Below are 14,630 nucleotides of genomic sequence, written 5' to 3'. Positions count from 1 at the left end.
GTGCCCGGCCGCTCCCCCGCTTTGCGCTATGGCGCTCATTGCTTCCCCCAAGGTTCTTTTTGGCGTGCGGCGCAATGGCGCGCCGTGGCATGTGGACCCCACCGTTTCTGGCAAGTGGTAGCCAATGCTTCGTTCTGTAATTCGCTTCGGGAAACAAGCAACGCGAGGACCGTACCAAGGCTCGCCAAGGCGCGCCGTTACGCGGTGCGGCATAACGCGGGGGGCGCTGCGCGGGTGCGGAGCGTACCGCGTTGTTGCAAGGATGAACGCGCTCAACCCGACGCCGCGCAGGAACAATCATGGCCGCGGCATGCAATGCACGTCATGGTCACGCAACGATCGTCCGGGTAGCCGATAGGGCCGCCCTACAAACGGCGGAGGGACATTGCGGTCAGGCGCAGGCTGTTTGGATGAGGCGCGCTTGCGAGGACATTGCGCGGCGGGACGCACGCGCGTTCAGAGGGCAGCGCGCAACAAGTTTGAAGAGATTGTGAAGCCTTTTGGCACAAGGCTTTGCGGGAAGTCTGTGTACTCCCGCATTGATGCGCAAAGATCACCGTGCAGAATCGGCCGGTGCGGCTGCACAGCGGGCGCACCGCTTTCCTGCCGATGCAGCAATATCGACAACATCGGCTGCGCCAGCCAAGCGATCCGGTTGCAGCGCTGAAACATGCGGCCGCGCATGATGCGCAGCCGCCAGGGCTAAATCAACGCTTAGAACTGCTCCCAGTCGTCCGCGTCGCTGGTCGATGCTGCCAGCGCCAGTTTGCCGGTCTTCGGTGCGGGTGCCACCGGCATGGACGCAGCGGCGGCAGGCGCGGCGGTTGGTGAAGGTGCCATCGTCGGCTCTACGGCTGCAGGCGCCACTGTAGGCTTGCGCACAATCGCACGAGCCTTTACCGCCGCAGGCTTGCGAGGCGCAGGCTTGATGGCCACCGGCATGGCGGCTTTGGCGGCAGGTGCAACGGCGGAGGCAGCAACTACAGGCTTGATGCTCGTCGTCGACGCGGCGTGTGCACCGGCCGGCGGCAGACGGAACGAAGCCACCGTCTCGCGCAGCACACCAGCCTGCTCCTCCAGCGATTGCGCAGCGGCTGCAGCCTCTTCCACCAACGCCGCGTTCTGCTGCGTCACTTCGTCCATCTGTGTGACGGCCTGGTTGACCTGCTCAATACCCGCGCTCTGCTCATCCGACGCGGCGCTGATCTCGCCCATGATGTCGGTCACGCGTTTGACGGCCACCACCACTTCGTCAATCACCGTACCGGCTTCGGTCACCAGCGTCGAACCGTTTTCAACACGGCCAACCGAATCGCTGATGAGTTCCTTGATTTCCTTGGCCGCCGTGGCTGAGCGCTGCGCCAGACTGCGCACTTCACCGGCCACCACGGCAAAGCCACGGCCTTGTTCGCCTGCACGCGCAGCCTCCACCGCGGCATTCAGGGCGAGGATGTTGGTCTGGAAGGCAATGCCTTCAATCACGCCGATGATGTCGGCGATCTTCTTGCTGCTGTTGTTGATGCCCGACATCGTTTCGATAACGCGGCCCACCACTTCGCCGCCCTTGACTGCAATGTCTGATGCGTTGCCAGCAAGCTGGCTGGCCTGGCGTGCATTGTCGGCGTTCTGCTTCACGATGGAGGTCAGCTCTTCCATGCTGGAAGCCGTCTCTTCCAGCGAAGATGCCTGCTCTTCCGTGCGCTGCGAGAGATCAAGATTGCCGGCGGCAATCTGCTTGGTCGCGCTGGCAATGGAATCGCTGCCGCCGCGCATCGTCTCGATGGTGCGGATCAGCCCACGCTGCATGTCGATCAGGCCGCGGGTGAGCGCGCCCATTTCGTCATGGCTGGTCACGGTGATGTGCTCGGTCAGGTTACCGCGTGAAATCTCGCCAAAGTGGCCAAGCATGCGCGACAGCGGTACAGAGATCGCGCGGTGCAGACCAAACGCACAGCCCAGCGCTGCCGCAATGCCCACCACAACGGCGCCGATGCACAGCATCAGGAAACCATGCGAGCGCGCCACTGCGCGGTCGTAACCGGCCTTCGCCTGTTCGGTCTGGCTGCGGTCCAGTGCATCCGCGGCGGCGGACAACGCCACGGACAGCGGCGGAATCGTGTTCATCACCACCTTGTCAGCGGCAGCGGCATCGCGGGCGCGCAGCGCGGCCATCAATGGGTCGATACCGTCGCGAAACAGCGCCGTGCGCTTGGCTTCCATATCTTCAGCCAGCCGCGCCTCATCAGCGCTCATGGGCAGCGCCTTGTACTGTTTCCAGGCCTCGTTCGACTTTGCGCGATAACCGTCAGCCTTGTCGAGGATGGCTGGTACGTCAGCGGCGTCGAGGTGGAAAACCGCGCGATCCAGCGTGGTGCGCACGATGGCTGCGTTCAGTTGCGATTTGGCAACCAGCGAGGTCGAAGCGAGCTGGTTGGTATAGATCTCTTTGCTGTTCGCGTCGGATGCGCGCATGCCGACCACGCCAATGGTGCCAATCGTGGCCAGCAGCACGGCGAGCAGCGCAAGGGCTGCATTGAGTCGGAAACGGATGGAGAGTCGATTAAACATGGGAGTCAAAGCGGGCAAAAAACAGGTTGCGGCACCCGCTATAACGGCCAGTCCGCGCCCCTTCTGAAGTCTGGCGCAGACAAACTCCCATGCAGAAAGTGGCTAGTACGGCACGGCCATATTGTTTTCGATGCGCGCGCGGTCGCCCGGACGCAGGCCGTTGGGGTTGTTTTGCGTGAGCGTGACCATGGAGTTGTCGTTCAGGCGCATGGTCACGCGGTAGGTCTGGCCGACCACCGTATTGCCTTCCACGGCATTGCCTGCCATGGCGCCTGCCACCGCACCACCAATGGTGGCCACGGTATTGCCGCGTCCGCCACCCACCTGATGGCCAAGCAAGCCGCCCACCACACCGCCCAGCACCGCACCTACACCGGTGGGCTGCCCACGCACTGGCACTGCATCAATGCGCTCAATCACACCGTAGCGATTGTCGGCCGGCGCCTGATAGGCAGGCTCGCCGCTACTCGGATACGGCGAATAGTTCGGTTGCGAATACACCGGCGCAGGGGCCGGCTGTTGCGCCGGATAGGGTTGCTGCGGATACGGCTGCGGCGCGTTCGGGTCGTAGCTGCCGTTGTAGCCGTTGTTGTAGGTGGTGTCGTACCCACCGGTATAGCCGTTGGGGTATGGCGCGGTGCTGTAGGTCGTGCCGCCATAACTGTTGCCGTATGCATTGCTGCCGGCCGCATAGCCGGCGCCATAGCCCGCACCGTAGCCGGGGTAAGGCGCCGTGACACAGCCGGCCAGGCCGGCTGCTGCCGCAGCCATGGTCGCCATTGCCATCCATCGCGCTGCGCGACTGACGCGTACCCACCTGTTCGTTGCTTGCATGATTGTTTCCGTCTATGGATGAGGCGTCTGGTTCAGGCCGGAGGCCTTCCTGCGGTCTGCGCCTCTTGCCGCAAAGTCTATGCCGCACGCTGCTTGCCCCGTGAAACCAAATTTCTTCATTGGTAACGGCGTGTAACCCCGCTGTGTCAGGGGCTTCCCAGTGCCCCTGCCAGCGGGCACGCTATGATCTTCGGGCGCCGTGGGCAGCACTTCCAGCTGACAAGACACGGCCCGCCCGTCTTCCTCGCCCGCTCCTCACCATGCAGCCGACACTCCTGATCCTGATTGCGATGACGCCCGACAACGTGGCGCAGATCGCTCAACACTTCCACGTCATCCACGCCCCGACACGAGCAGAACGCGACGCCGCCATCGCCCAAAACGGGCACAACGTGCGCATCGTGCTGACCAACGGCTCGACCGGCCTGACCGGCGCAGAAATCGCCGCCCTGCCCAAATTGGAACTGGCCTGCGCACTGGGCGCCGGTTACGAGAACATCGACGTGGAAGCCGCCCGTGCACGCGGCGTGGTGGTAGCCAACGGCGCCGGCACCAACGACGCCTGCGTGGCAGACCACGCCTTCGGCCTGCTGCTGGCTGCCGTGCGCGGCATCCCGAAGCTGGACCGCGCCACGCGCAAAGGTGTCTGGCGCGACGACATTCCGCTGCAGCCTGGTGTGTACGGCAAGCGCCTGGGCATCGTGGGCCTCGGCACCATCGGCCTGCAGATCGCGCGCCGCGCCGCAGGCTTTGACATGCAGATCGGCTATCACAACCGCAAACCGCGCAACGGTGTGTCGTACCAGTACTTCGGTGCGCTCAAGGAGATGGCCGAGTGGGCTGACTTCCTGATCGTTGCCACGCCGGGCGGCGCGCAAACCAAGCACCTGGTCAATCAGTCAGTTCTGGAGGCGCTGGGGCCGACGGGCTGCGTGGTCAACATCGCGCGCGGCAGCGTGGTGGATACAGCGGCGCTGGAAGCCGCCATTCGCACAGGCAAGCTGGGCAGCGCAGGGCTGGATGTGTATGAGAGCGAGCCGAAGCCGCCGGTGGGCCTGCTGGACTTGGAGCAGGTCGTGCTGACACCGCACATTGCCGGCTGGTCGCCGGAATCGGTGCAGGCTACGGTGGATCGCTTTCTGGACAACGCCCGCGGGCATCTTTCGGGCACAGGCGCGGTGTCCCCGGTCTGAACCGGAGACACCTCAACTACAGGATCACGACGCCGGCCGCTTCATCTGGCACGACGTCGGCTGCGCACCAAGGTGCGGCTCAAGCGTGACGTCGGTGCGCCAGCCGTAGCCGGTGTTTTCCTGGTCGTACTTGATCTTCTTGCCGTCGGCCTTGACCCACGTGGTGACGTACAGCGTCTGCTGCGCCTGGTGGTCGGTCTTGCGCATCTCGACCGGGCCATTCAGGCTCTCAACCGTCATGCCCTCCATCACCTTGGCCACCTTGGCCGGCTCGGCCGAGCCGCTGGTCTTGATGGCCTTGGCCAGGAACGCAATGCCGGTATAGACATCGGCGTTGAAGAAGTCGTCGTTGTACTTCTTTTTAAAGCCGTCGAGTACCGCGTTGGTCTTGGGGTTGCCGTCGTTCGGCGCGAAGTAGCTGATGACCTTCACGCGATCTGCGCCCGATGCGCCCATGGCCGTCGGCACGCCCGTGGTACCGGCGTAGTACGTGTAGAAGTTGGTATTCAGGCCCGCATCCTTGGCTGCGCGAATCAGCAGGGCCAGGTCGCTGCCCCAGTTGCCAGTGATCACGGTATCGGCGCCAGACGCGCGAATCTTGGCCACATAGGGCGAGAAGTCCTTCACCTGCGCCAGTGGGTGCAAGTCTTCACCCACGACCTGGATGTCCGGACGCTTGCGCTTGAGGTAGTCCTTGGCCGCACGCGCCACCTGATGGCCGAACGAATAGTTCTGGTTCAGCAGGTAGACCTTCTTGATATTCGGGTCCTTGGCCAGATAGGTGGTCAGGGCCTCCATCTTCATGTCGGAGTTGGCGTCCAGACGGAAGTGCCAGTAGTTGCACTTGCTGTTGGTCATGTCCGGGTCGACCGCGGCGTAGTTGAGATAGATGATTTCTTTGCCCGGGTTGCGGTCGTTGTACTTGGCAATGGCATCCTGCAGTGCCATGCCTACGCTGGAGCCGTCGCCCTGTGCAACGTAGCGGATGCCCTGATCGGTGATCTGCTTGAGGATCGTCAGGCTCTCTTGCGGCGAGACCTTGTTGTCAAACCCCACGACTTCAAACTTGGTGCCGTTGCCGCTCCAGTTCTGCTGGTTGGCTAGGTCGGCCGCGTATTGCCAGCTGCGCAGCTGGTTCTGGCCCAGCGCGCCCATCAGCCCGGACAGCGGATCGATCCAGGCGATCTTGACGGTCTCGGCGTGAACAGTGCTCGCGCAAAATGCGCCCGCGACGGCCGCCGCGCACAGCGCGAGTCGGAATGCCTTCATGCAAATGTCTCCTGATGTTTTATCTTTAGACGCCGTGCAGAAGGCATCGTCGAGCATGGTCCTTGCACAAAACCGCAAACCGAGGCTTACGGTAGCTCGATCCTTCCATACACAAACGTATGTGCATGGTAGGAGTGCGTTTGTTGACATGTCAACCGGAGAAAACCTGGGGCACTCAGCACGCGCTCAGCGCTGGACAGCGGTGTCAGCGTCGATAGAATCCGCCTTCATCTCCACGCCGTACGAGGTGTGCATGCCCGCCCCGCTGATCGACGAACACGACGCACCCGTCGACGCCGAATCCACCTCCACCGCCACGCCGCGTGCGCAGCTCACACCCAACGACTGGGTGCGCGCGGCCACCGATCTGCTCGTCACCAAGAGCATCGATGCCGTGCGCGTAGACGTGCTCGCCAAACAACTGGAAGTCACGCGCGGCAGCTTCTACTGGCACTTCAAGAACCGCGACGATCTGCTGCACCAGGTGCTGCAGGACTGGAGCGAACGCACGCGCGTCGGCCCCAAGCTCGAGCGGCAGAACCCGTCTGTACAGGGCCTCGTGCGTGATCTGCTGGCGCTGCCGTTTCGCGGCCGCAGCGCGCGCCGCACTGCCATGATCGAGTTCGCCATCCGTGCCTGGGCACGACGTGACCCGATGGCACAGGAGGCCGTCGAAACCGTCGACGAACACCGCATGGACTACTACGTCCAGCACTTCCAGGCGATTGGCTTTACGCGCAAGGATGCCAAGACACGCGCCTTCATGCTGTACGCCTACCAACTCTCCGAAGCCACGCTTTGGCACCAGGGCAGCAAGCCAGACAAGGACGCACGCCGCCGTTTCTTTGAAGACACGTTGCTGGCCGGCGCGCCGCTTGTCGCTTCAAACAAAAACGCGCAGGAATGAATCGCGCCGCATCGCGCGCATTGCAGAGCGAATAAGCCGCGATACCCGATTCGCCAGCCTTTCAGCGCCCCGACCTTCCCAGCCGGCATGCCGGGCTGGAGGTAACGCTGACCAGCGCCGGGACTCACCAACGCGCGCGTGTGCAGATCAGTAGCGCCTACCGAGCGAGAACCGCTGGAACAGGTTGTCGCGCCGCTGTTGGCGGACGACGGTGTCGCTTGATCTACGCCAAGTTCACGCCACACGTGCCCCCGCCTGTGGCAGATATACTGCGCGCTGCCCTTTCCTGTTTTGCCGGAGACATCCATGCCTGACGCGACGTACAACGACCAGAACATCTTCGCCAAGATCCTGCGTGGCGAACTGCCCTGCATCAAGGTGTATGAGGACGACCACACCATCGCTTTCATGGACATCATGCCGCAGGCCGACGGCCACGTTCTGGTGCTGCCCAAGGAAGGCGCGGCGGAGTTGTTCGACCTGTCGGACGAGGCCGCTTCTGCCGCCATCCGCACCACGCGCAAGCTGGCCCGCGCCGTGCGCACCGCCTTCACGCCGCCAGGCATCGCCATCTTCCAGCTCAACGGCAGCGCCGCCGGCCAGACCGTGCCGCACGTGCACTTCCACGTGCTGCCGCGCTACAGCGACACCCCTCTGCAACCGCACGCCCGCGTGCAAGCCGACAGCGACAAGCTCAAGGCCCACGCCGAGAAGATCATCGCAGCACTGCAGGCTGAATAAGCCGCGTCACCCCGCCAGGGCCGTTTGCGCGGCCCTGGGCACCCGCAGCACCCTCCCACAGCGTCACTTTCCTCACGTGCGGCATCGCCACCACGGTGGGCTTGCGTTTACGAAATCGGTTACGTATATTCGTTAACGGATATACGTAACCGAGCAAAATGAAACGACCGACCAGCCCACTGGCCCTTGCCGTTCTAGTCCTGCTGTTTGAAAAGCCGATGCATCCGTACGAGATGGCGTCGACCATGCGTGCACGCGGCAAAGAGAAGAGCATCAAGCTGCGCTACGGCTCGCTGTACACGGTGATCGACGCACTGGAAGCCGCCGCGCTGATTGTGCCGACCGAAACCGTGCGCGATGGCGCCCGCCCCGAGCGCACGGTCTACGCCATCACTCCCGCCGGCCGTGCCGAAATGAATGACTGGCTGCGCGAATGGATCGCTCGGCCGGAGAAGGAGTACCTGCGCTTTGAAGCCGGGCTGTCGCTGCTGCCGGCGCTGCCACCAGACCACGTAATCGATCTGCTGCGCGATCGCCTCGCGCGGCTCGATCCGCTCATTGCCGAAGTCGACGCCGAACTGGCAACCGGAGCAGCACAAGAACTTCCACAGCTCTTCATGATCGAGTCCGAATACCAGCGCGCCCTGCTGCTGGCCGAACGCCAGTTCGTCAGCGGGCTCGTCACTCAGATGGAGACCGGCACGCTGGGCGGGCTGGACTTCTGGCGCGGCTGGCACCAGCAGCGCGCGGCGGCCGACAAGGCTGCTTCCACCGCCGGGCCAGCGTGAGCTGACCCGCCTTCAACGTAGTTCTCGTAGTCGCATGACCACTGGAGTCACCATGCAAACCTCGTCCCAAACCCTGCCGCGCGATGCGCAACCGCAGTCCATTCCGTTTGACCCGAATGCCGAGAAGGCCCTGAGCTGGTATGGCTGGGGCTCACCCATTGGCGCCGGCCTGTTCCTGGTGGCGATCGGCGCATGCGCAGCGCTGCTGCACCTCGCCGGCCTGTGGCACTGAGCGGGATAGCGACGCACGGCGCTCAGGCGGACGACGCCTCGGGCGCCGACATTGCCGCCCCTTCCGGCTTTGCCTCACGCCGATAAGCCAGGCGATACAACACCGGCAGCACCAGCAGCGTCAGCGCTGTCGAAGACAGGATCCCGCCAATCACCACAGTCGCCAACGGACGCTGCACCTCTGCACCGGTGCCGGTCGCCAGCGCCATCGGCACGAAACCGAGCGATGCCACCAGCGCCGTCATCAGCACCGGGCGCAAGCGCGTCAGCGCCCCTTCCCGCACAGCCTGATCGACCGACTGACCACCCTCACGCAGGCTGCGGATGAAGCTCAGCATCACCAGCCCGTTCAGCACAGCCACGCCTGACAGCGCGATAAATCCCACCGCCGCAGAGATCGACAGCGGAATGCCGCGCAACGCCAGCGCCAGGATGCCGCCTGACAGCGCAAACGGAATGCCGGAGAACACCAGCAAGCCATCCTTCAGGTTGCCGAACATCATGAACAGCAGCGTGAGCACCATCGCCAGCGCCAGCGGCACCACGATCTGCAGGCGCTCGGTGGCCGACTGCAACTGCTCGAACTGGCCACCCCACGCCATCCAGTAGCCCGTCGGCAGACGCATCTGTGCATCAAGCGCGGTCTGCGCCTCCTCCACGAACGAGGCGATATCACGCCCACGCACATTGGCGCTGATGACGATGCGTCGCTTGCCATCTTCGCGGCTGACTTGGTTGGGGCCGGTGACCTCGTTGAGCGTTGCGACATCGGAAAGTGGCACGTAACCCTGGCCGTTGGGCAGTGCGAGCGGCAGACGGCCGAGCGCGGCGGGGTCACTGCGCAAGGCTTCCGGCAGGCGCACCACGATGCCGAAACGGCGATCGCCCTGGAACACCGTGCCGGCATCCTTGCCACCGATGGCTGCTGACACCGTGTCCTGGATCGCACCGATGGACAGCCCGTAACGTGCCGCCTTGTCGCGGTCGATGTCGACGTTGAGAAACGGCAAGCCACCCGTCTGCTCGATCTTCACCTCAGTGGCACCGGCCAGCTTGCCGAGTTGCGACGCCACGATCTTGGCCTGCACTTCGAGCACATTCATGTCATCGCCGAACAGTTTGACGGCGACGTCACTGCGCACACCCGAGATCAACTCATTGAAACGCAACTGGATCGGTTGCGAGAACTCGTACGCGTTGCCGGGCAGCGCTTCGACCGTGGCACGAATGTCGGCGAGCAGTTGGTCGCGGTTGCGACGCTTGCCTTCTTGGCCAGCGGGCCAGTCCTTCTCTGGCTTGAGCATGATGTAGCCGTCAGAGATGCTGGGCGGCATCACATCGGTCGCCACTTCAGCCGTGCCGGTGCGGGCGAAGACGCGTTCGATCTCGGGGAATTTCGCCTTGAGTGTGCGCTCGATCTGCATCTGCATCTCCAGCGATTGCGCCAAGCCCGTACCGGGCACGCGCATCGCCTGGATGGAGAAATCGCCTTCGTTCAGGTTGGGCACGAACTCGGCGCCCAGGCGCGTGGCGGCGACCAGCGAGACCGTCACCGCGACCGCCGCAAAGGTCAGCACCACAGCTGGTGCAGCTAGCACGCGCTCCAGCAACGGCGCATACATGCGGCGCGCCCAGCCCATCAGGCGGTTCTCCTTCTCTGCCACGCGCTCGCCAATGAACAGCGCCACCGCCGCCGGCACAAACGTGATGGAGAGGATCATGGCAGCAGCCAGCGCCAGCACCACCGTGATCGCCATCGGGTGGAACATCTTCCCCTCCACGCCCGACAGCGCAAAGATCGGCAGGTACACGACCATGATGATGAGTTGGCCATACAGCAGCGGGCGGCGTGCTTCGCGGGCGGCCTCAAACACCTCCTCAAAACGCTCGGCGCGCGTAAGTGGCCGGCCACGTGCTTCCTGCGCATGCGCCAGGCGCCGCACACAGTTCTCGACGATCACCACCGCACCGTCGACGATGATGCCGAAGTCCAGCGCGCCCAGGCTCATCAGATTGGCGCTCACCTTGGCCGACACCATACCGCTGAAGGTCATCAGCATCGATAGCGGAATCACCAACGCGGTGAGCACCGCCGCGCGCAGGTTGCCGAGGAAGAGGAACAAGACAGCCATGACCAGAATGGCGCCTTCCAGCAGGTTCTTCTTGACCGTGGCGATGGCCTTATCGACAAGCACCGTTCGGTCGTAGACGGATTCCACGCGAACGCCCGCCGGCAACGTCTTGCGGATCTCTTGCATGCGCTTGTCCACCGCCTGCGACACCGTGCGGCTGTTCTCGCCCATCAGCAGGAATGCGGTGCCGAGCACGACTTCGCGCCCGTTGCTGGTGGCTGCGCCGGTGCGCAACTCACTGCCGCTTTCGATGGTGGCCACATCGCGCAGGCGCACGGGTGTGCCGTTGGGGCTTGCCAGCACGACGTTGCCGATGTCGGCCGCGTCGCGCAGCTGACCAGGCGCGCGCACGAGGTATTGCTCGCCCTTGCGCTCGATGTAGCCGGCGCCGACGCTGGCGTTGTTGCGATCCAATGCGGCCACCACGTCGGCCAGCGTGAGCTTGTACGAAGCCAAGCGCTCGGGGCTGGTCGCCACCAGGAATTCACGGGTATTCCCGCCGATCGTGTTGACCTCCGTCACACCCGGCACGTTGCGGATCTGCGGGCGGATCACCCAGTCCTGCAATTCGCGCAGATCGGCCGGCGTGTAAGCAGTGCCGTCAGGCTTGCGCGCATTGGCATCGGCTTCGACGGTCCAGAGATAGATTTCGCCCAACCCCGTGGAGACCGGCCCCATGCTCGGCGCCATGCCAGCTGGCAACTGCTCCTTGGCAGCCTGCAGGCGTTCGCTCACCAACTGGCGCGCGAAATAGATGTCGGTGCCTTCCTTGAAGATGACGGTGACTTGCGATAGGCCGTAGCGCGACAGCGAGCGCGTCTGCTCCAGCTTCGGCAGCCCCGCCATGGCTGTCTCCAGCGGATAGGTGACGCGCTGCTCGGTTTCCAGCGGCGAATAGCCCGGTGCCGGTGTGTTGATCTGCACCTGCACGTTGGTGATGTCGGGCACCGCATCAATGGACAGGCGCGTGTAGCTGTACGCGCCGAATGCGGCAGCGGCCAGCACGGCCAGCAGCACCAGCCAGCGCTGGGCAATGACGGTACGCAGAAGGCGTTCGAACATGGGGCGCCTCTCAGTGGCCGTGATCGGCGGACTTGCCGGCTTCCGCCTTCAGCACGTAGCTGTTGGCAGCGGCATAGCGCGTGCCTGCGGGCAGGCCTTCAACGATCTCTGTCCACGTGCCGTCTGAGCGGCCGATCTTGACCGGGCGTACCTCGAACCCTGCGGGCACGGGGACAAATACCGAAGGTTTGTCATCCACCGTTTGCACGGCGTCTGCGCGCACGGCCACGGGCACCTGCGTGCGACCCGACTCCACCGACACGTTGACGAACATGCCTGGGCGCCAGGCCAGCTTGGGGTTGTCCAACGTCACGCGCGCCGGTGCCGTGCGCGTCTGTTCGCCCAGCAATGCGCCCACGTACGACACCTTGCCCTGCACAGCGGTGCCGGTGGCCGTTGCACGCACGGTAGCAGCGGCGTTGGTGGTCACTGCTTCCAGGTCCTTGGCGGTGATGGAGAAATCCGCCCACACAGTGCGCAGGTCAGCCACGGTAAAAACCGCCGTCTCGGCCTGCACGGCCTCGCCTTGCGACAAATGCTTGGCGACGACCACACCATCAAACGGCGCACGCAACTCGAAGCGGTTGAGCGTCGCCCCTGACGGCGCAGCGCCAATGGCCGTCAACTTCTGGCGCGCGTTATCCGCCGCGATGCGTGCTTCCTGCAACGAGGTGCGCGCCTGCTGGTAGTCCTGCTCGGCGGCAATGCCCTGCTCCCACAGGCGCTTCTCGCGCGCATGGGTTTCCTGCGCCAGTGCCAGGCGCTGTTGCGCGGCCTGCAACTCGCTGCGCTGGTCTGACAGCGCGGGGCTCGACAGCACGGCAAGCAGTTGGCCTTGCTTAACCGGCTGGCCCAGCTCCACTGCCACCTTCTCGGCCACGCCCGCCACACGCGGCACGACATGCGCGGTGCGATCTTCATTCAGGCGAATCTCGCCGGGCAGGACGACTTCCGTGCGCAGCTCCGTCGCCCCCGCCGTCTCCACACCAATCTTGGCGTTGGAAATCGCTTCGGCCGTCATGGTGAGCGTTTCGGCGTGCGCTGCCTCGGCCTGCTCCGTGGCGGCGGGCGTGGGTGCGGCTTCAGCCTCGGCGGTGGCAGGCTGGCGTGCGCCCATGCCGAACCACAGTCCGGCCGCAGCCAGCGCGCCCAACAAGACGATGAGCGCGATGGCGCGCCGTTGTTGCGGTGGAAGTGTCATGTCAACGAAAAAGAGATGCCGGATCACCGGCCAAGAATGCGATCGATGCCGGCTGCCGCCTGATGCGCACGCGACAACGCGGCCAGGTACTGCGCACGCGCCTGAAACAGCGTGCGCTGGGCATCCAGCACATCGAGAAAATTGAACTTGCCGGCATCAAAGCCAATGCGTGCGGCGTCATAGGCACGCTGCGCGCCAGGCAGCACGTCCTGACGCAGCGACTGCACAGCGGTGCGCGCCGCATCGAGCCGGGCAACGTCCTGTGCCAGGGTGGCGTTCTGTTCAAGCTGCAGCGCGCGGTAGTCTTCGAAGGCCTTGTCAGCCAAGCGCTGTGCTTCAAGCAGGTTGCCCTGATTGCGGTCAAACAATGGCAACGGCACGGCAACGCCGAGCACGGCCATGTTGTTGTTCGCGCTGCTATCGCGCTTGACCCCCACGTTGACCGTCACATCCGGCACGCGCTTGCTGCGCTCAACGTTGGCGAGTGCCTGGCGGCGGTCGATCTCCAGCCGAGCGCGGACCGCACGGGGGGTGCTGTCCAGCGTGGTGGTGGCCTGACGCGCTTCAGGCGGTACAACGGGCAGCGTCTCGGCACTGCCGTCGGCTTCCGGCGCAGCAGTGGCTCCGCCCCAGAATGCAGACAACGCGCGCTGCGCGACCAGCAACTCAGCGCCCGCATCACGCAACTCGATGGCTGCGCTGGCGCGGGCCACGCCCGCCTTGGTCTGCTCCACCGGCGACACCTTGCCCGCCTGCACGCGCCGCGCAGCAGCCGACTCCGCCTGCGCAGCCAGCGTGTCGGAGGCCTGCGCCAGCGTCAAGCGCTCCTGCGCAATCAGCAAGTCGAAGAACGTGCGTGTCACGTCGGCGCGCAACTCGGCGCGCAGGACTGCCGCGTCTTGCGTAACAGCGTCGCGCCCCAGCTCGGCTGCACGCGTGCGGGCTGCGCGCTTACCGCCAAGTTCCAGCGGGATATTGAGTTGCGCCGTCATGGTGGCGCGGTTGCGGCGCACGTCTTCGGTAACGAACGCGGCCTCGGGATTGCGCAGGCGGCTCGCCTGATCCAGCGCACCTTCACTGGCGGCCATCTCGTAGCTGGCAGCGGCCAGCAAGGGATGCGTCTGCATGGCGCGCTCCACCGCTTGCTGCAGCGTCACACGTTCGGTCTGGCCGGCAACCACATCGGCGGAGGCAATTGCAGAAAGGTCTGCCGGGGTGACAGGGTCAGTTGCCGCCGCGCCAGCCAAAGGAGCGGCCAGAAGACACGCAACGGCCGCTCCAACGGGCCCGTAGCGCCAAGGCTTGCGGTGCATCACACGCGGGCGCCGTCGGTGTACGGATTGCGCTCGCGCGGGCCACGCGTGTCGGTCAGGCCGCCATCGGTGTACGGGTCGCGCGGTCCGATGCAGGCTTCGAGCATGGCTTGTGCAGCAGCACCGTCGGTGTACGGATCACGTGCGCCGGATTTGGCGCCGTCGGTGTAGGGGTCACGCGGGCCAGCCTTGGCCAGCGGAGCCGCCATCGACTTGACTTGTGGGTCACAGCAGGCGTCGTGATGGTCTTGCGCGGCCACGGCAGTGCCGGACGCCAGCAACGCTGCCAGCGCGGCAGAAGCCGCCAGGGGCAGTACACGTTGGAATCGAATCGCCATGATGATCTCCTTAGATAGCCTGACACCAGCAAGACAGGAAGAGGGGGCGGTGT

General features: G+C 64.6%; 12 protein-coding genes. 5 read left to right on the top strand and 7 right to left on the bottom strand.

Features of this window, described 5'->3' with window-relative positions; genetic code table 11:
- Positions 1-714 precede the first annotated feature (714 nt).
- Positions 715-2,568 carry a methyl-accepting chemotaxis protein gene (locus R2N11_RS22630; protein WP_316682448.1) on the bottom strand — a complete coding sequence of 618 codons (1,854 nt, stop codon included), beginning with the start codon at positions 2,566-2,568 and terminating at the stop codon, positions 715-717.
- A 102-nt stretch (positions 2,569-2,670) separates the two neighbouring features.
- Entirely contained in the window at positions 2,671-3,402 is a 732-nt protein-coding gene (locus tag R2N11_RS22625) for a glycine zipper 2TM domain-containing protein (protein WP_316682447.1), read from the bottom strand.
- Between the two features lie 260 nt (positions 3,403-3,662).
- Here R2N11_RS22625 and R2N11_RS22620 point away from each other — a divergent pair, with 260 nt between their 5' ends.
- Positions 3,663-4,595, top strand: a complete 933-nt coding sequence (locus R2N11_RS22620) for a 2-hydroxyacid dehydrogenase (protein WP_316682446.1) — start codon at positions 3,663-3,665, stop codon at positions 4,593-4,595.
- Between the two features lie 24 nt (positions 4,596-4,619).
- On the opposite strand, the gene R2N11_RS22615 is transcribed toward R2N11_RS22620, so the two are convergent.
- Entirely contained in the window at positions 4,620-5,864 is a 1,245-nt protein-coding gene (locus R2N11_RS22615) for a branched-chain amino acid ABC transporter substrate-binding protein (RefSeq protein ID WP_199030158.1), read from the bottom strand.
- A 148-nt stretch (positions 5,865-6,012) separates the two neighbouring features.
- Between R2N11_RS22615 and R2N11_RS22610 the strand changes: the two genes are divergently transcribed.
- From R2N11_RS22610 to R2N11_RS22595, 4 genes are all read left to right on the top strand, one after another.
- Positions 6,013-6,771: a TetR/AcrR family transcriptional regulator gene (locus R2N11_RS22610; protein WP_316682445.1), complete on the top strand. Its 759-nt coding sequence runs from the start codon at positions 6,013-6,015 to the stop codon at positions 6,769-6,771.
- A 306-nt stretch (positions 6,772-7,077) separates the two neighbouring features.
- Positions 7,078-7,512 (top strand): HIT family protein, encoded by a 435-nt coding sequence (locus R2N11_RS22605; RefSeq protein WP_048931551.1) that lies wholly within the window; start codon positions 7,078-7,080, stop codon positions 7,510-7,512.
- Between the two features lie 158 nt (positions 7,513-7,670).
- Positions 7,671-8,300, top strand: coding sequence for a PadR family transcriptional regulator (locus R2N11_RS22600; RefSeq protein ID WP_199030157.1), 630 nt, complete (start codon positions 7,671-7,673; stop codon positions 8,298-8,300).
- A 52-nt stretch (positions 8,301-8,352) separates the two neighbouring features.
- A complete protein-coding gene (locus R2N11_RS22595) occupies positions 8,353-8,532 on the top strand; it encodes a hypothetical protein (RefSeq protein WP_316682444.1) in 180 nt (59 codons plus the stop codon).
- Positions 8,533-8,554: 22 nt separating this feature from the next.
- On the opposite strand, the gene R2N11_RS22590 is transcribed toward R2N11_RS22595, so the two are convergent.
- From R2N11_RS22590 to R2N11_RS22575, 4 genes are read right to left on the bottom strand one after another with little or no spacing between them, the layout of a single operon-like run.
- The gene (locus R2N11_RS22590; RefSeq protein WP_316682443.1) at positions 8,555-11,725 is read right to left on the bottom strand and encodes an efflux RND transporter permease subunit; all 3,171 of its coding nucleotides are present in this window, start codon (positions 11,723-11,725) and stop codon (positions 8,555-8,557) included.
- Positions 11,726-11,735: 10 nt separating this feature from the next.
- A complete protein-coding gene (locus tag R2N11_RS22585) occupies positions 11,736-12,926 on the bottom strand; it encodes an efflux RND transporter periplasmic adaptor subunit (protein WP_316682442.1) in 1,191 nt (396 codons plus the stop codon).
- 23 nt (positions 12,927-12,949) lie between these two features.
- Positions 12,950-14,239: a TolC family protein gene (locus R2N11_RS22580; protein ID WP_316682441.1), complete on the bottom strand. Its 1,290-nt coding sequence runs from the start codon at positions 14,237-14,239 to the stop codon at positions 12,950-12,952.
- Complete coding sequence (locus tag R2N11_RS22575; protein ID WP_316682440.1) at positions 14,239-14,577, bottom strand: hypothetical protein; 339 nt, start codon at positions 14,575-14,577, stop codon at positions 14,239-14,241. Before R2N11_RS22575 ends, R2N11_RS22580 begins: the two co-directional genes overlap by 1 nt.
- Positions 14,578-14,630 lie beyond the last annotated feature (53 nt).

Origin of the sequence: Ralstonia flaminis, from assembly GCF_958415495.1 — a bacterium.
Classification (GTDB): Bacteria; Pseudomonadota; Gammaproteobacteria; order Burkholderiales; family Burkholderiaceae; genus Ralstonia; species Ralstonia flaminis.
The sequence above is the reverse complement of the archived record's forward strand: the minus strand, read 5'-3'. Positions and strand labels throughout refer to the sequence as shown.